This is a genomic window from Streptomyces sp. NPDC057302 (assembly GCF_042667685.1).
GTDB lineage: Bacteria > Actinomycetota > Actinomycetes > Streptomycetales > Streptomycetaceae > Streptomyces.
In genome coordinates, this window is the sequence record NZ_JBHUZJ010000041.1 from 60,834 (window position 1) to 81,362 (window position 20,529).

General features: G+C 68.3%; 19 protein-coding genes. 16 read left to right on the forward strand and 3 right to left on the reverse strand.

Annotated elements, in window-relative coordinates:
- Positions 1-3 precede the first annotated feature (3 nt).
- A complete protein-coding gene (locus ACFUPX_RS26115) occupies positions 4-315 on the reverse strand; it encodes a serine/threonine kinase (protein WP_383327338.1) in 312 nt (103 codons plus the stop codon).
- Between the two features lie 64 nt (positions 316-379).
- Complete coding sequence (locus ACFUPX_RS26120) at positions 380-904, reverse strand: GNAT family N-acetyltransferase (RefSeq protein WP_383327340.1); 525 nt, start codon at positions 902-904, stop codon at positions 380-382.
- A gap of 97 nt (positions 905-1,001) precedes the next feature.
- Between ACFUPX_RS26120 and ACFUPX_RS26125 the strand changes: the two genes are divergently transcribed.
- Positions 1,002-2,291 (forward strand): geranylgeranyl reductase family protein, encoded by a 1,290-nt coding sequence (locus ACFUPX_RS26125; protein ID WP_383327343.1) that lies wholly within the window; start codon positions 1,002-1,004, stop codon positions 2,289-2,291.
- Positions 2,292-2,363: 72 nt separating this feature from the next.
- Positions 2,364-2,690 (forward strand): putative quinol monooxygenase, encoded by a 327-nt coding sequence (locus ACFUPX_RS26130; protein WP_383327346.1) that lies wholly within the window; start codon positions 2,364-2,366, stop codon positions 2,688-2,690.
- An 82-nt stretch (positions 2,691-2,772) separates the two neighbouring features.
- Here ACFUPX_RS26130 and ACFUPX_RS26135 read toward each other — a convergent pair whose 3' ends face one another.
- A complete protein-coding gene (locus ACFUPX_RS26135) occupies positions 2,773-3,585 on the reverse strand; it encodes a C40 family peptidase (RefSeq protein WP_383327349.1) in 813 nt (270 codons plus the stop codon).
- Between the two features lie 903 nt (positions 3,586-4,488).
- Here ACFUPX_RS26135 and ACFUPX_RS26140 point away from each other — a divergent pair.
- Genes ACFUPX_RS26140 through nuoN form a run of 14 tightly spaced genes read left to right on the forward strand, consistent with a single transcriptional unit; the run spans position 4,489 to position 20,483 of the window.
- On the forward strand, positions 4,489-4,848 hold the full coding sequence (locus ACFUPX_RS26140; RefSeq protein WP_003992243.1) for an NADH-quinone oxidoreductase subunit A: 360 nt from the start codon (positions 4,489-4,491) through the stop codon (positions 4,846-4,848).
- Between the two features lie 21 nt (positions 4,849-4,869).
- Entirely contained in the window at positions 4,870-5,424 is a 555-nt protein-coding gene (locus tag ACFUPX_RS26145; RefSeq protein WP_160506582.1) for an NADH-quinone oxidoreductase subunit B family protein, read from the forward strand.
- Entirely contained in the window at positions 5,421-6,143 is a 723-nt protein-coding gene (locus tag ACFUPX_RS26150) for an NADH-quinone oxidoreductase subunit C (RefSeq protein WP_383327352.1), read from the forward strand. Before ACFUPX_RS26145 ends, ACFUPX_RS26150 begins: the two co-directional genes overlap by 4 nt.
- On the forward strand, positions 6,143-7,465 hold the full coding sequence (locus ACFUPX_RS26155; RefSeq protein WP_383327355.1) for an NADH-quinone oxidoreductase subunit D: 1,323 nt from the start codon (positions 6,143-6,145) through the stop codon (positions 7,463-7,465). Before ACFUPX_RS26150 ends, ACFUPX_RS26155 begins: the two co-directional genes overlap by 1 nt.
- A 38-nt stretch (positions 7,466-7,503) precedes the next feature.
- A complete protein-coding gene (nuoE, locus tag ACFUPX_RS26160) occupies positions 7,504-8,310 on the forward strand; it encodes an NADH-quinone oxidoreductase subunit NuoE (protein WP_383327387.1) in 807 nt (268 codons plus the stop codon).
- A complete protein-coding gene (gene nuoF, locus ACFUPX_RS26165) occupies positions 8,307-9,671 on the forward strand; it encodes an NADH-quinone oxidoreductase subunit NuoF (protein WP_383327358.1) in 1,365 nt (454 codons plus the stop codon). Before nuoE ends, nuoF begins: the two co-directional genes overlap by 4 nt.
- Positions 9,668-12,181, forward strand: a complete 2,514-nt coding sequence (locus ACFUPX_RS26170) for an NADH-quinone oxidoreductase subunit G (RefSeq protein WP_383327361.1) — start codon at positions 9,668-9,670, stop codon at positions 12,179-12,181. The genes nuoF and ACFUPX_RS26170 overlap by 4 nt, the downstream gene beginning before the upstream one ends.
- Entirely contained in the window at positions 12,181-13,563 is a 1,383-nt protein-coding gene (gene nuoH / locus ACFUPX_RS26175) for an NADH-quinone oxidoreductase subunit NuoH (protein ID WP_383327390.1), read from the forward strand. The genes ACFUPX_RS26170 and nuoH overlap by 1 nt, the downstream gene beginning before the upstream one ends.
- Positions 13,556-14,227, forward strand: a complete 672-nt coding sequence (gene nuoI, locus ACFUPX_RS26180) for an NADH-quinone oxidoreductase subunit NuoI (protein WP_383327363.1) — start codon at positions 13,556-13,558, stop codon at positions 14,225-14,227. Before nuoH ends, nuoI begins: the two co-directional genes overlap by 8 nt.
- Entirely contained in the window at positions 14,224-15,039 is an 816-nt protein-coding gene (locus ACFUPX_RS26185; protein ID WP_383327366.1) for an NADH-quinone oxidoreductase subunit J, read from the forward strand. The genes nuoI and ACFUPX_RS26185 overlap by 4 nt, the downstream gene beginning before the upstream one ends.
- Entirely contained in the window at positions 15,036-15,335 is a 300-nt protein-coding gene (gene nuoK, locus ACFUPX_RS26190; RefSeq protein ID WP_249588397.1) for an NADH-quinone oxidoreductase subunit NuoK, read from the forward strand. Before ACFUPX_RS26185 ends, nuoK begins: the two co-directional genes overlap by 4 nt.
- Before the next feature lie 14 nt (positions 15,336-15,349).
- On the forward strand, positions 15,350-17,245 hold the full coding sequence (gene nuoL / locus ACFUPX_RS26195) for an NADH-quinone oxidoreductase subunit L (protein ID WP_383327369.1): 1,896 nt from the start codon (positions 15,350-15,352) through the stop codon (positions 17,243-17,245).
- Positions 17,246-17,250: 5 nt separating this feature from the next.
- Positions 17,251-18,822, forward strand: coding sequence for an NADH-quinone oxidoreductase subunit M (locus ACFUPX_RS26200; RefSeq protein ID WP_383327372.1), 1,572 nt, complete (start codon positions 17,251-17,253; stop codon positions 18,820-18,822).
- Complete coding sequence (gene nuoN, locus ACFUPX_RS26205; protein ID WP_383327375.1) at positions 18,819-20,483, forward strand: NADH-quinone oxidoreductase subunit NuoN; 1,665 nt, start codon at positions 18,819-18,821, stop codon at positions 20,481-20,483. Before ACFUPX_RS26200 ends, nuoN begins: the two co-directional genes overlap by 4 nt.
- Positions 20,484-20,529: the final 46 nt, after the last annotated feature.

Genomic DNA, 20,529 nt, shown 5'->3' on the forward strand with positions numbered 1-20,529 from the left:
GCGCTACGAAACGGCGCCGACCTCGGGCCCCGGCTCGTCGAGCTCCCGCTCGAGACCGCCGCCCGGAGGACCCGGGCGGCGCGGCTCGCGCACCCCCGCGCCGCCGTCGCCCTCGTCGGGGCCGAGCTCGAACCAGACGGTGACGACGGCGTCGCGCGGGATCCACACGTCGGGGAGCGGATACTGCCGGACCACGTGGTCGAGGACGACGAGGTGGAAGTCGGGGCGGTCCGGCGCCGCGAGGAGCAGGCCGTGCTTCGCCGCCGTCTCCCGCGCGTCCACGGCCATGAGACCGATCAGCCGCGGCACGCGCACTTCGTCTGTCCTGGGTGCCTTCGGCACAGATGTCACCCCCAGCGGTACCGGCAGGGTAGACCCGCTACAGGGCGAGCCGGAAGCGGTATGCCTCGCGCTTCGACACCGGCGCCGTGAAGGTCTCGGCCAGCTCCATGCCGAGCCGCCGGGTCACCGCGACGGAGCGTTCGTTGCGGGCGTCGACCATCGCCACCACGTCCCGTACGCCCGCCGCGCGCACCCGATCGAGGGTGGCCTGCGCGGCTGCGGTCGCGTACCCCTTGCCCCAGGCGGCGCGGCCCAGGCGCCAGCCGATCTCGATCTCACCCTTGGGCCCCCATTCGTGCGGCCAGGGCTGCGCCCCGGTGAAGCCGATCGGCTCGCCGTCCGCGTCGAGCAACGTCCAGAAGCAGAAACCCAGTTCCGCGTCGTGTCTGCGCTGCCGGGCGGTCAGCTCCTCGTACTCGGAGAGCTCGGACGACGCGCCGCCGAAGAACTCCATGACGTCCGGGTCGTCGAAAAGCCGGTGCCAGACGAAGGCGTCCTCGTGCGTCGGAACGCGCAGGTGTACGGCGGGCAGGGTCTTGGTCGGCAGTGCCTGCTTTGTCACGGGTGGCCCTTCGGCTGGCTGATCAGTACCGCTGCATAGACTGCCCATATACCGTGCCCGCCGGCACACAGATTTCGAGCCTTGGGGAGAACCCGCCGTGACCGAGCCCCAGCCCCTCACCGAACACACCGCTGATGTGATCGTCGTCGGGGCCGGGCCAGCCGGTTCCACGACCGCCTACTACTTGGCGAAGGCCGGACTCGACGTACTCCTCCTGGAGAAGACCGCGTTCCCAAGGGAAAAGGTCTGCGGCGACGGCCTGACGCCGCGCGCCACCAAGCAGCTCGTCTCCATGGGGATCGACATCTCCGAGGAGGCGGGCTGGCTGCGGAACAAGGGCCTGCGCATCATCGGGGGCGGCGTCCGGCTCCAGCTCGATTGGCCGGAACTCGCCGCCTACCCGAACTACGGCCTGGTCCGTAAGCGCGACGACTTCGACGAGCAGCTCGCCCGCCAGGCCCAGAAGGCGGGCGCCCGCGTGTACGAGCGCTGCAACGTCGGCGCCCCGATCATCGACGACCGCACGGGCAACATCACCGGCGTGCACGCCAAGATGGGCGAGGAGAAGACCCCGGTCACCTTCCACGCGCCGCTGGTGGTCGCCGCCGACGGCAACTCGACGCGGCTCTCCCTCGCGATGGGACTGCACCGCCGCGAGGACCGCCCGATGGGCGTCGCCGTCCGTACGTACTTCACGTCGCCGCGCCACGACGACGACTACCTGGAGTCCTGGCTGGAGCTGTGGGACCGCCGGGGCGGCGAGGACCGGCTGCTGCCCGGCTACGGCTGGATCTTCGGCATGGGCGACGGCACGTCGAACGTCGGGCTCGGCATCCTCGACTCCTCCGCTGCCTACAAGGAGCTGGACTGGCGCGAGGTGTTGAAGGCCTGGTGCGCCTCGATGCCCGAGGACTGGGGCTACACCCCGGACAACATGACGATGCCGATCCGCGGCGCCGCCCTGCCCATGGCCTTCAACCGCCAGCCGCACTACACCAAGGGCCTGCTCCTGGTGGGCGACGCGGGCGGCATGGTGAACCCGTTCAACGGCGAGGGCATCGCGTACGCCATGGAGTCCGGGCAGATCGCCGCCGACGTCATCGTCCAGGCGCACGCCCGGCAGACCCCGGCCCAGCGGGAGTTGGCGCTGCAGCGCTACCCGAAGGTCCTCAAGGACACCTACGGCGGCTACTACACGCTGGGCCGCGCCTTCGTGAAGCTCATCGGCAACCCGAAGGTCATGAAGATCGCCACGCAGCGCGGCCTGACCCACCCGATGCTGATGCGCTTCACGCTGAAGATGCTGGCCAACCTGACCGACCCGACGGGCGGCGACGCGATGGACCGGATCATCAACGGACTGAGCAAGGTGGCGCCGAAGGCGTGAGCCGGTTCGGCTCTCAGAAAACAGGACGTATCCGATTTGCCCTCACGGGGTGGACGGCAGGACGCTGGCAGCATGATTTTCATCGCCGTCAAGTTCACCGTCCGCCCCGAGCACGCCGACACCTGGCTGGAGCGGACCGCCGAGTTCACCCGGGCCACGCGCGCGGAGGAGGGCAACCTCTTCTACGACTGGTCCCGCAGCGTGGACGACCCCAACCAGTTCGTTCTCCTGGAGGGGTTCGCCTCGCAGGACGCGGGCGCCGCGCACGTCGACTCCGACCACTTCAGGGCCGCCATGGAGACGATGTCCGAGGCGATCGCGTCGACCCCGGAAATCATCCACACGGAGATCCCGGGCAGCAGCTGGTCCGAGATGGGCGAGCTCTCGCCGAAGGGCTGACGCCTGCGGCTCGCTGAGCGCGCGGAAGGGCCGGGAACCCCACAGGGGGGTTCCCGGCCCTTCTACGTGGCTGTGAGGGCCCTCAGAGGACGCGCACGGCGCCGTCGGCGGGGTAGCCCGACAGGTCCTGGATGACAACGCCCTTGCCGGGGTTGGCGGCGTCGAGGTACTGGCCGTTACCGATGTACACACCCACGTGGTACGCGGAGCCCGCGCCACCCCAGTAAAGGATGTCGCCCACCTGGACGTTGGAGAGCGAGACCGGGGTGCCCGCGACCGACTGGTCCTGCGAGACGCGCGGAAGGTCCACGCCCGCCTGCTTGAACGCGGCCTGGACGAGGCTGGAGCAGTCCCACGCGTTGGGTCCGGAGGCACCCATGACGTACGCGTCGCCGAGCTGGGCCTTGAGGAAGCCGATGACCGAGCCGACACTGCCGCTGGCCGGAGCCGGGGCGTCGGCGGTGGAGGCGCTGGAGCCGGCGGCGCTGAGCGTCGTGCGCTCGGTGGAACGCGAGGCGCGCTCCTCCTCCGCCTTCTTCTTGGCGGCGGCCTCGGCCTTCGCCTTGGCCTTGGCCTTCGCCTCGGCCTGCGCCTGGTCTTCCTTGGCCTGCTTGGCGGCCTTCACGGCGGCCGCGTCCTGCTCGGCACGGAGCTCGTAGCTGTCGGCGGTCTGCTGGGTGGCTTCCGCGGACTGCGCGATCTGCGTGGAGAGATCCGTGGTGAGCGTGGGCATTTCGATGGTCTCGGTCACCGGCTCGGCGGCGGTCGCCGTGCCAGCAGCCGCGGCCACTGCCAGGGTGCTGAGGACGCCACCGGCAACTCCGGCACGCAGGGCCATCTTCGATGCGCTACGACGGGGCTTCCGGTGGCTGGGTATGTGAGCGGTGTGGGACATGAGACCAACCGCTATCAGGGAGTCAGGGTTCCCTTCAAGAAACGTGGGCTGCGCCACAGTTGTCCGCGGCGGCCTTGAATCCCGGGCGTGTCACTTCTTATTGACGCCGTAACGGGCAATGCGGACAACAGCGATCACGCCTGTGATCATGGGTTTTCTGCGATACGCCCGAATTGCCCGTGGACTACCACCGGTTGAGTCGGTTGGCCAAGCCCGGTTTCTCCGGCGCGATCAGTGATGTGGCGCAGGTCACATGTTTGACCCTAGGGGATCTCCCTGAGATCCGGCCGAGACCTTCCTGAGATATCCCGAAGAATTCAGGGGTGTTGTGGGTGTGGGGGATCGGTGACGGATCGACGGCGGATCGACGGTGGAACGACGGCGGGCCGATGGCGGGTCGATGGCGGGAGGGGTGTCCGGAGCGGTGTCCGGGTCGGTGCCGGTTCGCCCTCGGAGCGGCTCGCGTCAGCCGCGTGATGACCGCTCGTGAATCCGTGCACGCGTCCGCGGCCGTCCACCCTCGTCCACACCTCTCCCGCCAAAGTGTGAACGCGCCGCCACTATCAAGCCGCCGCGTCCAGCGCCAATTTGCCTGTGGCGCTCATCGCTTGATAGGGCAACCCCCTCCCGACCAGCGGTAACTCGCTGAGATGTCACCTCTCGTGATCACTCAGGCGCTTCGCGTATGAAGATCACCGCTCATCCGACTTCATGATCCTTCGTCAGGTGGTGGAGATCACAAAGCCGTTGTCGCACCCCGTGTCGCAGATCACAGACCGGCGGGCATAAGATGCGGGGCAGTTGGGCTTGTGACCTGCTTCACATGTAAGCGATCTTCGTGAAGCCGGGCCCGGGTCCGATGCAACCGCCAACAGTCAGTGCCGACTGAGAGGAGCGAGGAGCGTGAATGCCTATGCGCCCATCCTCGTGCTGGGAGCCCTCGGGGCAGGCTTTGCGATCTTCTCCGTGGTCATGGCCACGCTTATCGGTCCAAAGCGGTACAACCGCGCCAAGCTCGAGGCGTACGAGTGCGGAATCGAGCCGACGCCGACTCCGGCCGGCGGTGGGCGATTTCCCATCAAGTACTACCTGACGGCGATGCTCTTCATCGTCTTCGACATCGAGATCGTCTTCCTTTACCCCTGGGCCGTCACCTTCGACGCGCTGGGGATTTTCGGGCTCGTGGAGATGCTGCTCTTCGTGCTCACCGTCTTCGTCGCGTACGCGTACGTATGGCGGCGTGGCGGCCTGGAATGGGACTAAGGGTCTGAGGGGCAAAGAGCAATGGGACTCGAAGAGAAACTGCCGAGCGGATTTCTGCTGACGACCGTCGAACAGGCCGCGGGCTGGGTGCGCAAGTCATCCGTCTTCCCCGCGACCTTCGGCCTCGCGTGCTGTGCCATCGAGATGATGACGACGGGAGCCGGTCGCTACGACCTGGCTCGCTTCGGCATGGAGGTCTTCCGCGGTTCACCGCGCCAGGCCGATCTGATGATCGTGGCCGGACGCGTGAGCCAGAAGATGGCGCCGGTCCTGCGGCAGGTCTATGACCAGATGCCCAACCCCAAGTGGGTCATTTCCATGGGGGTTTGTGCTTCGTCGGGCGGGATGTTCAACAATTACGCGATTGTGCAGGGTGTGGACCACATTGTCCCTGTTGACATCTATTTGCCCGGCTGTCCGCCGCGGCCCGAGATGTTGATGGACGCGATCCTCAAGCTCCACCAGAAGATCCAGGGCGGAAAGCTCGGGGTCAACGCTGAGGAAGCGGCCCGCGAGGCGGAGGAGGCGGCCCTCAAGGCCCTCCCCACCATCGAGATGAAGGGGCTGCTGCGGTGAGCGACGCACCTGACGAGCATCGAGAAGGAAACGGCGTCCCCGCCCCGCGCGGCGAGGCCGGCGAGGTCATCGGCGTACGCAAGGGCATGTTCGGCGCCAACAACGGCGGCGACACGTCCGGTTACGGCGGTCTCGTGCGGACGGTCACCCTGCCGGGTGCCTCCGCGCGCCCCTACGGCGGCTGGTTCGACGAAGTCGCGGACGAGCTGGAGGGGGCCCTGGAAGAACAGGGGCTCCTGCCGGAGAACGCGATCGAGAAGACGGTCGTCGACCGCGACGAGCTGACCTTCCACATCGCGCGCGAGCACCTCCTCCGGGTCGCCCAGACCCTGCGCGACGACCCGGCCCTGCGCTTCGAGCTCTGCACGGGCGTCTCGGGGGTCCACTTCACCGAGGACAAGGGCCGCGAGCTGCACGCCGTCTACCACCTGCGCTCGATCACCCACAACCGCCTGATCCGGCTCGAAGTCAGTGCCCCTGACGCCGATCCGCACGTCCCCTCGCTGGTCGCGGTCTATCCGACGAACGACTGGCACGAGCGCGAGACGTACGACTTCTTCGGCCTGATCTTCGACGGTCACCCGGCGCTGACGCGGATCATGATGCCGGACGACTGGCAGGGCTTCCCGCAGCGCAAGGACTACCCCCTCGGCGGCATCCCCGTCGAGTACAAGGGCGCCCAGATCCCGGCTCCGGACCAGCGGAGGTCGTACAGCTGATGAGCACGTCACATGCATCCGCGCGCGAGACGACCGAGGGGACTGTATATACAGTCACCGGCGGCGACTGGGACGAGGTCGTCCAGTCCGCGGCCCGGTCCGACGACGAGCGCATCATCGTCAACATGGGTCCCCAGCACCCCTCCACCCACGGTGTGCTCCGGCTCATCCTGGAGATCGAGGGCGAGACCGTCTCCGAGGCCCGCTGCGGCATCGGCTACCTGCACACGGGCATCGAGAAGAACCTCGAATACCGCACGTGGACGCAGGGCACGACGTTCGTCACGCGCATGGACTACCTGACGCCGTTCTTCAACGAGACGGCGTACTGCCTGGGGGTCGAGAAGCTCCTCGGCATCGAGGACCAGATCCCGGACCGCGCCTCGGCCATCCGCGTGCTCCTGATGGAGCTCAACCGGCTCTCCTCGCACCTGGTGTGCATCGCCACCGGCGGCATGGAGCTGGGCGCGACGACGATCATGATCTACGGCTTCCGCGATCGTGAACTCGTTCTCGACATCTTCGAGCTGATCACCGGCCTGCGCATGAACCACGCGTACGTCCGGCCGGGCGGGCTCGCCCAGGACCTGCCGCCGGGCGCGGTGGACCAGATCCGCGAGTTCGTGAAGAAGATGAGCAAGAACCTCGGCGAGTACGACAAGCTCGCCACCGGGAACCCCATCTTCAAGGCCCGTATGCAGGACGTCGGCTACCTCGACCTCGCGGGCTGCATGGCCCTCGGCGCCACGGGACCCGTCCTGCGCTCGGCGGGCCTGCCGCACGACCTGCGCAAGTCGGATCCCTACTGCGGCTACGAGAACTACGAGTTCGACGTGCCGACCGCCGACACCTGCGACTCCTACGGACGCTTCCTCATCCGCCTGGAGGAGATGCGCCAGTCGCTGCGCATCGTCGAGCAGTGCCTGGACCGCCTGGAGCCGGGTCCGGTCATGGTCGGGGACAAGAAGATCGCCTGGCCCGCGCAGCTCGCGCTCGGCCCGGACGGCCTCGGCAACTCCCTCGACCACATCAAGAAGATCATGGGCACCTCCATGGAGGCCCTGATCCACCACTTCAAGCTGGTGACCGAGGGCTTCAGGGTCCCGGCCGGTCAGGCGTACACCGCGGTCGAGTCGCCCAAGGGTGAACTCGGCGTGCATGTCGTCTCCGACGGCGGCACCCGCCCCTACCGGGTCCACTTCCGCGACCCGTCCTTCACCAACCTGCAGGCCATGGCGGCGATGTGCGAGGGCGGCCAGGTCGCCGACGTCATCGTCGCCGTCGCGTCCATCGACCCCGTGATGGGAGGCGTCGACCGGTGACCACCACTCCCCAGCAGGGCACGGGCGTCAGCCTGGGCATGCCCCAACTCCCCGCCCCCGACTTCCCGGCCGACGTACGGGCCAGGCTCGACGCGGACGCCAAGGAGGTCATCTCCCGCTACCCGGACTCCCGGTCCGCGCTGCTCCCGCTGCTGCACCTGGTGCAGTCGGAGGAGGGCCACGTCACGCGCACGGGCATGGCCTTCTGCGCGGAGGTGCTCGGCCTGACCACCGCCGAGGTCACCGCGGTCGCGACCTTCTACACGATGTACCGCCGCAAGCCCTCCGGTGACTACCAGGTCGGCGTCTGCACGAACACGTTGTGCGCCGTCATGGGCGGCGACGCGATCTTCGAGCAGCTCCAGGAGCACCTGGGGGTCGGCAACGAAGGGACCACGGAGGACGGCAAGGTCACGCTGGAGCACATCGAGTGCAACGCGGCCTGTGACTTCGCTCCCGTCGTGATGGTCAACTGGGAGTTCTTCGACAACCAGACTCCCGAGAGCGCCAAGCGGCTCGTGGACGACCTGCGCGCGGGCGTGCAGGTCGAGCCGACCCGCGGCGCCCCCTTGTGCACGTACAAGGAGACGGCCCGGATTCTGGCGGGCTTCCCGGACGAGCGCGCGGGCGCCGTGGAGGCGAGCGGTGGCGCGGGCCCCGCATCGCTGATCGGACTGCGCCTGGCCAAGGGCGAGTTGCCGCAGCCGCGGGTGGTCCACCCGCGCACCAGCGGCCCGCAGGACGAGGCGCCGCCCGAGCACCTCAGCTCGCACGACGCACCGCAGGAGACCTCGGCATCCGACCCGGCCCACCCGGCCGGACCGACCGCCGAGGAGGGGGAGTGATGACCTTGGCAGCCGAGATCGACCACGAGACGAGCCCCGAGAAGCTGCTCGCGCCGGTGCTTTCGGCGTTCTGGGACGCGGAGGATTCCTGGACGCTCGACACCTACCGACGGCACGAGGGGTACGAGGGCCTGCGCAAGGCCCTGGCCATGGCGCCGGACGACCTGATCGCGTACGTGAAGGACTCCGGTCTGCGCGGCCGTGGTGGCGCGGGATTCCCCACCGGAATGAAATGGCAGTTCATTCCGCAGGGAGATGGAAAGCCGCACTATCTAGTTGTCAACGCCGACGAATCGGAGCCGGGGACCTGCAAGGACATCCCGCTCCTCTTCGCGAACCCGCATTCCCTCATCGAGGGGATCGTGATCGCGTGTTACGCGATCCGTTCTTCGCATGCCTTCATCTACCTGCGCGGTGAAGTCGTCCCCGTGCTCAGGCGGTTGCACGAGGCCGTGCGTGAGGCGAAAGAGGCGGGATTCCTGGGCGAGAACATCCTGGGCAGCGGACTCGACCTCGAACTCACCGTGCACGCGGGCGCCGGCGCGTACATCTGTGGTGAGGAGACCGCGCTGCTCGACTCGCTCGAAGGCCGCCGTGGCCAGCCGCGACTGCGTCCCCCTTTCCCGGCCGTCGCGGGCCTCTACGCATGCCCCACTGTCGTCAATAACGTCGAATCCATCGCGTCGGTTCCCGCGATCCTGAACCGCGGAAAAGACTGGTTCAAATCGATGGGAAGCGAGAAGTCACCCGGCTTCACGCTCTATTCGCTGAGCGGCCACGTCACGAGCCCCGGCCAGTACGAGGCCCCGCTCGGCATCACCCTGCGCCAGCTGCTCGACATGAGCGGCGGGATCAGGGCGGGCCACCGGCTCAAGTTCTGGACGCCGGGCGGCTCTTCGACGCCGATGTTCACCGACGAGCACCTCGACGTCCCCCTGGACTACGAGGGAGTGGGCGCCGCCGGCTCGATGCTCGGCACGAAGGCGCTCCAGTGCTTCGACGAGACGACCTGCGTCGTGCGGGCCGTCACCCGCTGGACCGAGTTCTACGCCCACGAGTCCTGCGGCAAGTGCACGCCCTGCCGCGAAGGCACGTACTGGCTGGTGCAGTTGCTGCGGGACATCGAGGCCGGCAAGGGCGTCATGTCCGACCTCGACAAGCTGAACGACATCGCCGACAACATCAACGGCAAGTCGTTCTGCGCCCTCGGTGACGGCGCCGCGTCGCCGATCTTCTCCTCGCTCAAGTACTTCCGCGAGGAGTACGAGCAGCACATCACCGGCAAGGGCTGCCCCTTCGACCCGGCCAAGTCGACTCTCTGGGCCGATCGGCCCGCCGCACATTCGGAGGTGAACGCATGACAGTGACCACAAACAGCGCTCCCTCCGGTGGAGGCGAGGCGGCGGTTCCGCCGGAAGACCTCGTGTCGCTGACGATCGACGGCATCGAGATCAGCGTCCCGAAGGGGACGCTGGTCATCCGGGCCGCCGAGCTCCTCGGCATCGAGATCCCCCGGTTCTGCGACCACCCGCTGCTCGACCCGGCGGGCGCCTGCCGCCAGTGCATCGTCGAGGTGGAGGGCCAGCGCAAGCCGATGGCCTCCTGCACCATCACCTGCACCGACGGCATGGTCGTGAAGTCGCAGCTGTCCTCGCCGGTCGCCGAGAAGGCCCAGCGCGGGGTGATGGAGCTGCTGCTCATCAACCACCCGCTGGACTGCCCGGTCTGCGACAAGGGCGGCGAGTGCCCGCTGCAGAACCAGGCGATGCAGGTCGGCGACACGGACTCCCGCTTCGAGGGCAAGAAGCGGACGTTCGAGAAGCCGGTGCCGATCTCCACGCAGGTGCTGCTGGACCGCGAGCGGTGCGTGCTGTGCGCGCGCTGCACCCGGTTCTCCAACCAGATCGCGGGCGACCCGATGATCGAGCTGCTTGAGCGCGGTGCGCTCCAGCAGGTCGGCACGGGCGAGGGTGACCCCTTCGAGTCGTACTTCTCCGGGAACACCATCCAGATCTGTCCGGTCGGCGCGCTGACCTCGGCGGCGTACCGCTTCCGCTCGCGGCCCTTCGACCTGGTGTCGTCGCCTTCGGTCTGCGAGCACTGCGCGGGCGGCTGCGCGACCCGCACCGACCACCGCCGGGGCAAGGTCATGCGGCGCCTGGCCGCCGACGATCCCGAGGTCAACGAGGAGTGGCTCTGCGACAAGGGGCGCTTCGGCTTCCGTTACGCGCAGAAGCCGGACCGCCTCACCACGCCGCTGGTGCGCAACTCCGAGACGGGTGAGCTGGAGACGGCCAGCTGGCCCGAGGCTCTCGAAGCCGCGGCCACCGGGCTCGCCGCCGCACGCGGCCGGGCCGGTGTGCTGACCGGTGGGCGCCTCACCGTGGAGGACGCCTACGCGTACAGCAAGTACGCGCGCGTGGCGCTCGACACGAACGACATCGACTTCCGCGCGCGCGTGCACAGCAGCGAGGAGGCCGACTTCCTCGCCGCCCGTGTCGCGGGCCGGGGCCGGGACCTCGACGGGAGCGGCGTCACGTACGCCGTTCTGGAGAAGGCCCCCGCGGTCCTGCTCGTCGGTCTCGAGTCCGAGGAGGAGGCGCCCGGGGTCTTCCTGCGGCTTCGCAAGGCCTGGCGCAAGCACGGTCAGCGGACCTTCTCCCTCGCCACGCATCAGACCCGCGGCCTGGAGAAGGCGGGCGGCACGCTGCTGCCCGCGGCTCCCGGCACCGAGACAAAGTGGCTCGACGCGCTGTCCGCCGGAGCGGACCTCGAAGGCGACGGCGCCACGGCGGCCGAGTCGCTGCGGACCCCGGGTGCGGTGATCGTGGTCGGCGAGCGTCTCGCCGCCGTGCGGGGCGGGCTCACCGCGGCGGTACGGGCCGCTTCGGCGACCGGCGCCCAACTGGTGTGGATTCCGCGCCGGGCGGGGGAGCGCGGCGCCGTCGAGGCGGGCGCGCTGCCCTCGCTGCTTCCCGGCGGGCGCCCGTCCACCGACCCGCGCGCGCGGGACGAGGTCGCGGCCGCCTGGCGCGTCGCCGAACTCCCGCACCGCTACGGCCGCGACACCGGCCAGATCATCGAGGCGGCGGCGACCGGCGAACTGGCCGCCCTGTTGGTGGCGGGCGTGGAGGTCGCCGACCTTCCCGACCCGGCACGCGCGCGTGAAGCACTCTCCGAGGTCGGCTTCCTGGTCTCGCTCGAGCTGCGGCCCAGCGAGGTCACCGAGCACGCCGACGTCGTACTGCCCGTGGCGGCGGTCGCGGAGAAGCCCGGCACCTTCCTCAACTGGGAGGGCAGGGCGCGGATGTTCGACGCCGCGCTCAAGCCGGACCAGATGACGCGCACGCTGGCCCCGACGGACGCGCGCGTGCTGCACATGCTGGCCGACGCCGGTGACGTACACCTGGGTCTTCCCGACCTGGCGACGGCCCGGCGCGAGCTCGACCGGCTCGGCGGATGGGGCGGTACGCACGCCACCGAGCCCGCGGAGAGTGGCGCCCAGCCGCCGAGGCCCGCCTCCGGAGAGGCCGTTCTCGCGGGGCACCGGCTGCTGCTCGACCAGGGCCGCCTCCAGGAGGGCGACGAAGCCCTCGCCGGTACGCGGCACACCGCGGTCGCCCGGCTCTCGGCGGCCACCGCGGCCGAGGCGGGCGTCAAGGACGGCGACGTCCTGGCCGTCACCGGCTCCGCGGGCGCGACCGAACTGCCGCTCCAGATCACCGAGATGCCCGACCGCGTGGTGTGGCTGCCGCTGAACTCGACCGGGGGAGGCGTCACTTCCGACACCGGCGCGCACCCCGGCGATCTCGTCCGCATCGGCCCGGCGCTCCTGCCGGAGCCTTCTGAGGCCCCGGAGGTGACGTCGTGATGCACACCGTGGTGCCGCTTGCGGCGGAAGACCTGTCCATGTTCGGCCGCGACCCGTGGTGGCTGGTCGCCGTCAAGGCGGTCTTCTGCTTCGCGTTCCTGATGGTGACGGTGCTCTTCTCCATCGTCTGGGAGCGCAAGGTCGTCGCCTGGATGCAGCTGCGCATCGGCCCGAACCGGCACGGCCCCTGGGGCATGCTGCAGTCCCTCGCGGACGGCATCAAGCTGATGCTCAAGGAAGACCTGATCGTCAAGCGCGCGGACAAGGTCGTGTACGTCCTCGCGCCGATCATCGCGGCGATCCCGGCCTTCATGGCGATCGCGGTGATCCCCTTCGGGCCCGCGGGCAACGAAGTCTCGATCTTCGGTCAGCGCACGACGATGCAGCTCACCGACCTGCCGATCGCGATGCTCTACATCCTCGCGGTCGCCTCGGTCGGCATCTACGGCATCGTGCTCGCCGGTTGGAGCTCCGGCTCCACGTATCCGCTCCTCGGCGGTCTGCGCTCCTGCGCGCAGATGATCTCGTACGAGATCGCGATGGGCGCCGCGTTCGCCTCGGTGTTCCTCTACTCCGGGTCGATGTCGACCTCGGCGATCGTGGAGGCGCAGGCGGACCGCTGGTACGTGCTGCTGCTTCCGGTCTCGTTCCTGATCTACATCGTGACGATGATCGGTGAGACCAACCGCGCCCCGTTCGACATGCCGGAGTCCGAGGGCGACCTGGTCGGCGGCTTCAACACCGAGTACTCGTCGATCAAGTTCGCGCTGTTCATGCTCGCCGAGTACGTCAACATGGTCACCGTCTCCGCGGTCTCGGTCACCCTCTTCCTGGGCGGCTGGCGGGCCCCGTATCCGATCAGCACCTTCTGGGAGGGCGCGAACCACGGCTGGTGGCCGATGCTCTGGTTCGTGATCAAGGTCCAGCTGCTGCTGTTCTTCTTCATCTGGCTGCGCGGCACGCTGCCACGCGTCCGCTACGACCAGCTGATGAAGCTCGGCTGGAAGGTCCTGATCCCGGTGTCGGTCGTCTGGCTGATGCTCGTGGCGACCGTCAGGGCGATGCGGAACGAGGAGTACGACTTCACCTCGATCGCGCTCTATGTGGGCGGCGGAGTCATCGCGCTCCTGTTGCTCTCCGTCGTCGTCGACATCTTCCGCGACAAGCGCGAGAAGGAATCCGCGGCACGGTCCGAGAACGAGGAGCCGGTCGCCTTCGACCCGATGGCGGGCGGATTCCCGGTACCGCCGCTGCCCGGACAGAGCCTGCCGCCCGTACCGCGCCGACGTTCGCGTCAGGAGCGGGAGCTGATTGTCAGTGGTGGACCGGATACTCAAAGTGACGGGACCCGAAGTGACGGAAAGGAGGCGTCCGATGGCTGAGTCAGAGAAAGAGTCACACCAGTCACAGCACGAGTCGAACCAATCGAAGCAGGGGTTCCAGAACCCCGTCGCGGGCTTCGGCGTGACCTTCAAGGCCATGTTCAAGAAGCGGCTGACCGAGCAGTATCCGGAGCAGGAGAAGACCACCGCTCCCCGCTTCCACGGCAGGCACCAGCTCAATCGCCATCCGGACGGCCTGGAGAAGTGCATCGGCTGTGAGCTCTGCGCCTGGGCCTGCCCCGCGGACGCGATCTACGTGGAGGGCGCGGACAACACCGAGGAGGAGCGCTACTCCCCGGGCGAGCGGTACGGCCGCGTCTACCAGATCAACTACGCCCGCTGCATCCTGTGCGGCCTGTGCATCGAGGCGTGCCCCACGCGCGCGTTGACGATGACGAACGAGTTCGAGCTGGCCGACAGCAGCCGCGAGAAGCTCATCTTCACCAAGGAGCAGCTGCTCGCCGGCCTGGAGGAAGGCATGGTCGAGTCACCGCACTCGATCTTCCCCGGCACGGACGAGCAGGACTACTACCGCGGTCTGGTGACGGAAGCGGCTCCGGGAACGGTGCCTCAAGTCGCCCTCTCCAAGGGCGAGACGCCCCAAGAGGCCGCTTCCACCTTCGGGGACTCCGAGCCCGCGTCGGGGGAGGTGATCAACCGATGACACAGCTCGCCGCCTACACCACCTCCACCGGTGAGGCCGTCCAGTTCTGGGTGCTCGGCACGGTCGCCGTGATCGGCGCCCTGTGCACCATCCTCATGAAGAAGGCCGTGCACAGCGCGCTCTGCCTCGCCGGGACCATGATCATCCTGGCGGTCTTCTACCTCGCCAACGGGGCGTACTTCCTGGGCATCGTCCAGGTCGTCGTCTACACCGGCGCGATCATGATGCTCTTCCTCTTCGTGGTCATGCTCGTCGGCGTCACCGCCGCCGACTCCCTGAAGGAGACCATCAAGGGCCAGCGCTGGCTGGCGGGCCTCTGCGGCTTCGGCTTCGCCATCCTGCTCTTCGCGGGGATCGGCAACGCCTCGGTGAACGAGTTCACCGGACTGAGCAAGGCGAACGCCGGCGGCAACGTACAGGGCCTGGCCGAGAGCATCTTCACGAAGTACGTCTTCGCGTTCGAGATCACCGGCGCCCTGCTCATCACCGCCACCGTCGGCGCGATGGTGCTCACCCACCGCGAGCGCACGGAGCGCGCCAAGACGCAGCGCGAGATGTCCGAGGAGCGCGTGCGCGGCAAGCACCTGCCGCCGCTGCCCGCCCCCGGTGTCTACGCCCGGCACAACGCCGTGGACGTCGCAGGGCTGCTTCCCGACGGCACCCCCTCGGAGCTCACGGTCAACAAGACGCTGCGTGAGCGCGGCCAGATCCGCGATGTGTCGGACGAGGCGCTGGACGACCTGCGCGCCCTCGAACAGCGTTCGTCGGAGCGTCTCGAGCGGTCGACCAAGTCCGAGGAGGCGTCCAAGTGAATCCGGTCAACTACCTGTATCTCGCGGCGCTGTTGTTCTCGATCGGCGCCACCGGCGTGCTGATCAGGCGGAACGCGATCGTGGTGTTCATGTGTATCGAGCTGATGCTCAACGCGTGCAACCTCGCCTTCGTCGCCTTCTCCCGGCTGCACGGCAACCTCGACGGCCAGATCATCGCGTTCTTCACGATGGTCGTCGCCGCGGCGGAAGTCGTGGTCGGTCTCGCGATCATCGTGTCGCTGTTCCGCTCCCGTCACTCGGCCTCGGTCGACGACGCCAGCCTGATGAAGCTGTAAGGGGTCGCTGAAAAGTGGAGAACCTGATCGCGCTGCTCGTAGCGGCGCCTCTGCTCGGAGCGGCCGTACTGCTGTGCGGCGGGCGGCGGCTGGACCGTGTGGGCCACTGGCTCGGCACGCTGCTCGCTGCCGCCTCCTTCGTCGTCGGTGCGGTGCTCTTCGCCGACATGCTGGGCAAGGGCGCCGAGGAGCGCTCCCTGTCGCAGCACCTGTTCAGCTGGATCCCCGTGGAGGGATTCCAGGCGGACGTCGCCTTCCAGCTCGACCAGCTGTCGATGACGTTCGTCCTGCTGATCACCGGTGTGGGCACTCTGATCCACATCTACTCCATCGGGTACATGGAGCACGACGAGCGGCGCCGCCGCTTCTTCGGCTATCTGAACCTGTTCCTCGCGGCGATGCTCATCCTGGTCCTCGCCGACAACTACCTGCTCCTGTACGTCGGATGGGAGGGCGTGGGCCTCGCCTCGTACCTCCTGATCGGCTTCTGGCAGCACAAGCCCAGCGCGGCCACCGCCGCGAAGAAGGCCTTCCTGGTCAACCGGGTCGGCGACATGGGCCTCTCGATCGCCATCATGCTGATGTTCACCACCTTCGGGACGTTCGCCTTCGGGCCCGTCCTGGAGGCCACCGGTGAGACGTCGGAGGGCAAGCTGACGGCCATCGGCCTGATGCTCCTTCTCGCGGCATGCGGCAAGTCGGCCCAGGTGCCGCTGCAGTCCTGGCTCGGCGACGCGATGGAGGGCCCGACCCCGGTCTCGGCCCTCATCCACGCGGCGACGATGGTGACCGCGGGCGTCTACTTGATCGTCCGCTCCGGCGCGATCTTCAACGGCGCCCCGGACGCGCAACTGGTCGTCACCGTCGTCGGTGCGGTCACGCTCCTCTTCGGTGCGATCGTCGGTTGCGCGAAGGACGACATCAAGAAGGCCCTCGCCGGGTCGACGATGTCCCAGATCGGGTACATGATCCTGGCCGCGGGCCTCGGCCCCATCGGCTACGTATTCGCGATCATGCACCTGGTGACGCACGGCTTCTTCAAGGCCGGGCTCTTCCTCGGCGCCGGTTCGGTCATGCACGGCATGAACGAAGAGGTCGACATGAGGAAGTACGGCGGCCTCAGGAAGTACATGCCGGTCACCTTCGTGACCTTCGGGCTCGGCTATCTGGCGATCATCGGCTTCCCCGGTCTGTCCGGCTTCTTCTCCAAGGACAAGATCATCGAGGCGGCCTTCGCCAAGGGCGGCACCGAGGGCTGGATCCTCGGCTCGGTCGCACTGCTCGGCGCCGCGATCACCGCGTTCTACATGACGCGCGTGATGATCATGACGTTCTTCGGTGAGAAGCGCTGGCAGCCGGATGCGGAGGGCCACGAGCCGCACCCGCACGAGTCGCCCAAGTCGATGACGATCCCGATGATCGTGCTCGCCTTCGGGTCGGTCTTCGCGGGTGGCTTCTTCAGCATCGGCGACCGCTTCATGCACTGGCTGGAGCCGGTCACCCACCACTCCCACGGCGACTCGCCGCTGAGCGCCACCACGGTCACGGGCGCCACCATGGTGGTCCTGGTCATCGGTGTGGCCCTCGCCTACCTCCAGTACGGACGCAAGTCCGTCCCGGTCACCGCCCCGCGCGGTTCGCTGCTCACCCGGGCGGCCCGCCGCGACCTCCTCCAGGACGACTTCAACCACGTCGTCCTGGTCCGCGGCGGAGAGCACCTCACCCGCTCCCTGGTCTACGTCGACCACACCCTGGTCGACGGAGTCGTCAACGGCACGGCGGCCTCGGTCGGCGGGCTCTCCGGGCGGCTGCGCAAGATGCAGAACGGCTATGCCCGCTCCTACGCGGTCTCGATGTTCGGCGGCGTTGCGGTACTCATCGCCGCGACCCTGCTGATGAGGGCGGTCTGATACCGATGTCCTTTCCTCTGCTGACAGCGACGGCGGCCCTGCCCGCGGTCGGCGCGATCGCCACGGCAGCCGTCCCGGCCGCCCGGCGGACCGCCGCCAAGTGGCTCGCGCTGCTCGTGTCGCTCGCCACGCTCGCGCTCGCCGTGACCGTGCTCGTGCGGTTCGACCCCGACGGATCCCGCTATCAACTGACCGAGTCCCGCGCCTGGATCGCGGAGTTCGGCGTGCGGTATGAGCTCGGGGTCGACGGCATCGGTGTCGCCCTCATCGCGCTCACCGCGCTCCTGATGCCCTTCATCATCCTGGCGGGCTGGCACGACGCCGACCCCTTGGAGACCAAGTCCTCGCGCTGGCGTCCGACCCAGGGCTTCTTCGCCCTGATCCTGGCCGTCGAGGCGATGGTGATCATCTCCTTCGCGGCCACGGACGTCTTCCTCTTCTACATCTTCTTCGAAGCCATGCTCATCCCGATGTACTTCCTCATCGGCGGCTTCGGCGACCGCGCCCACGCGGGCAGCGACGAGAACGCCTCGGCGCAACGCTCGTACGCGGCCGTGAAGTTCCTCCTCTACAACCTGGTCGGCGGCCTCATCATGCTGGCCGCCGTGATCGGGCTCTACGTGGTGGCGGGGAACTTCTCGCTCCCGGAGATCGCCGAGGCGCGGGCCAACGGCTCGCTCGACATGGCGACCAACACCGAGCGGTGGCTCTTCCTCGGCTTCTTCTTCGCCTTCGCGGTGAAGGCGCCGCTGTGGCCGCTGCACACCTGGCTGCCGAACGCGATGGGCGAGTCCACGGCCCCGGTCGCGGTGCTGATCACGGCAGTGGTCGACAAGGTCGGCACCTTCGCGATGCTGCGCTTCTGCCTCGGGCTCTTCCCCGAGGCGAGCAAGTGGGCGACGCCGGTCATCCTCGTACTCGCGCTGATCAGCATCATCTACGGCGCGCTGCTCGCGGTCGGCCAGCGCGACATCAAGCGCCTGGTGGCGTACGCGTCGATCTCGCACTTCGGGTTCATCATTCTCGGCATCTTCGCGATGACCTCGCAGGGCCAGTCCGGCGCGACGCTCTACATGGTCAACCACGGGATCTCGACCGCCGCGCTGATGCTGGTGGCCGGCTTCCTGATCTCGCGGCGCGGTTCGCGGCTCATCGCGGACTACGGAGGGGTGCAGAAGGTGGCGCCGGTGCTCGCGGGCACCTTCCTCATCGGCGGTCTCGCGACGCTCTCGCTGCCGGGGCTCGCGCCGTTCGTCAGTGAATTCCTGGTCCTGGTCGGCGCGTTCGCGCGCTATCCGGTGGTCGGGATCATCGCCACCATCGGCATCGTGCTCGCCGCGCTCTACACCCTCGTCCTCTACCAGCGGACGATGACGGGCCCGGTGAAGCCGGAGGTCTCGGCCATGCCGGACCTGCGGGTACGTGAACTCGTCGTCGTCGCACCGCTGATCGCGCTCCTGATCGGCCTCGGTGTCTACCCGAAGCCGCTCACCGACCTGGTGAACCCGGCGGTCAAGCACACCATGTCCGACGTACAGCAGAAGGACCCGAAGCCCGACGTGGAGGCGGCCAAGTGAGCGCATCAGCCGTCCACAGCCTGTGGACAATGGCGTCGGCCGCGGCGCCCCAAGATCAGATCGACAAGATCGACACTCCCACCATCGAGTACGCGCAGCTGTCGCCGACGTTGATCGTCATCGGCGCGGCGGTCCTCGGGATCCTCATCGAGGCCTTCGTGCCGCGAAAGTCCCGGTACTACGCGCAGGTGTTCGTCGCCGTCGTCGCCCTCACCGCGGCCTTCGCCGCGGTCGTCGGCCTCGCGACCACGGGGTACGGCACGACGAAGGCGCACATCGCCGCCATGGGCGCGATCGCGGTCGACGGACCCGCGCTCTTCCTTCAGGGCACGATCCTCCTCGCGGGGCTCGTAGCGATCTTCACCTTCGCCGAGCGGCGGCTCGACCCGGTGACGCACGGCAACCGCGTCGACTCGTTCGCCGCGCAGGCCGGTGCGGTGCCGGGCAGCGAGGGCGAACAGGCCGCCACGAAGGCCGGGTTCACCACCACCGAGGTGTTCCCGCTCGCCCTCTTCGCGATCGGCGGGATGCTCGTCTTCCCGTCGGCGAACGATCTCCTGACGCTCTTCATCGCCCTCGAGGTCTTCTCGCTCCCGCTCTACCTGCTCTGCGCGCTCGCCCGCCGCAAGCGCCTGATGTCGCAGGAAGCCGCCGTCAAGTACTTCCTGCTCGGCTCGTTCTCCTCGGCGTTCCTGCTCTTCGGGATCGCCCTCCTGTACGGGTACGCGGGCTCGGTGTCGTACGGCACCATCGCGAAGGTCATCGACGGCAGCGTCCAGCAGATCGACCCGGCGCTCGCCGACACCATGGGCAATGACGCGCTGCTCCTGATCGGCGCCGCGATGATCGTCATGGGTCTGCTCTTCAAGGTGGGCGCGGTCCCGTTCCACATGTGGACCCCGGACGTGTACGAAGGCGCGCCCACCCCGGTCACCGGCTTCATGGCCGCGGCGACGAAGGTGGCCGCCTTCGGCGCGCTGCTCCGGCTGATGTACGTGGTCCTGCCGGGGCTGCGCTGGGACTGGCGCCCCGTGATGTGGGGCGTCGTGATCCTCACGATGCTGGCCGGCGCGATCGTCGCGATCACCCAGACCGACATCAAGCGGCTCCTCGCGTACTCCTCGATCGCCCACGCGGGCTTCATCCTCGCCGGTGTCATCGCCATGACCCCGGACGGCATCTCGTCGGTCCTCTTCTACCTGGCGGCCTACTCCTTCGTGACGATCGGCGCGTTCGCCGTGGTCACGCTGGTGCGGGACGCGGGTGGCGAGGCCACGCACCTGTCGAAGTGGGCGGGGCTCGGCAGGCGCTCTCCGCTGGTGGCCGCGGTCTTCGCGGTCTTCCTGCTCGCCTTCGCCGGAATTCCGCTGACCTCCGGGTTCTCCGGGAAGTTCGCGGTGTTCAAGGCGGCGGCCGAGGGAGGCGCCGGTGCGCTCGTCGTGGTCGGTGTGATCTCGTCCGCGATCGCGGCGTTCTTCTACATCCGCGTGATCGTCCTCATGTTCTTCAGCGAGCCGAAGGCGGACGGCCCGACCGTCGCCGTGCCCTCGCCGCTGACGATGACGGCGATCGGCGTGGGGGTGGCGGTGACGCTGGTCCTGGGCGTGGCCCCGCAGTACTTCCTGGATCTGGCGAACCAGGCGGGGGTCTTCGTCCGGTAGCCCACCTGTTCTACTCACCGCCGCCCGGCACCCCGTCCGACAGGGG

Coding starts and splice junctions, on each gene's coding strand:
- ACFUPX_RS26130 (WP_383327346.1), top strand. CDS start 2,364: ATGATTTTCATCGCCGTCAAGTTCACCGTCCGCCCCGAGCACGCCGAC.
- ACFUPX_RS26135 (WP_383327349.1), bottom strand. CDS start 3,585: ATGTCCCACACCGCTCACATACCCAGCCACCGGAAGCCCCGTCGTAGC.
- ACFUPX_RS26145 (WP_160506582.1), top strand. CDS start 4,870: ATGGGACTCGAAGAGAAACTGCCGAGCGGATTTCTGCTGACGACCGTC.
- ACFUPX_RS26155 (WP_383327355.1), top strand. CDS start 6,143: ATGAGCACGTCACATGCATCCGCGCGCGAGACGACCGAGGGGACTGTA.
- nuoE (WP_383327387.1), top strand. CDS start 7,504: ATGCCCCAACTCCCCGCCCCCGACTTCCCGGCCGACGTACGGGCCAGG.
- ACFUPX_RS26170 (WP_383327361.1), top strand. CDS start 9,668: ATGACAGTGACCACAAACAGCGCTCCCTCCGGTGGAGGCGAGGCGGCG.
- nuoH (WP_383327390.1), top strand. CDS start 12,181: ATGCACACCGTGGTGCCGCTTGCGGCGGAAGACCTGTCCATGTTCGGC.
- nuoI (WP_383327363.1), top strand. CDS start 13,556: ATGGCTGAGTCAGAGAAAGAGTCACACCAGTCACAGCACGAGTCGAAC.
- ACFUPX_RS26185 (WP_383327366.1), top strand. CDS start 14,224: ATGACACAGCTCGCCGCCTACACCACCTCCACCGGTGAGGCCGTCCAG.
- ACFUPX_RS26200 (WP_383327372.1), top strand. CDS start 17,251: ATGTCCTTTCCTCTGCTGACAGCGACGGCGGCCCTGCCCGCGGTCGGC.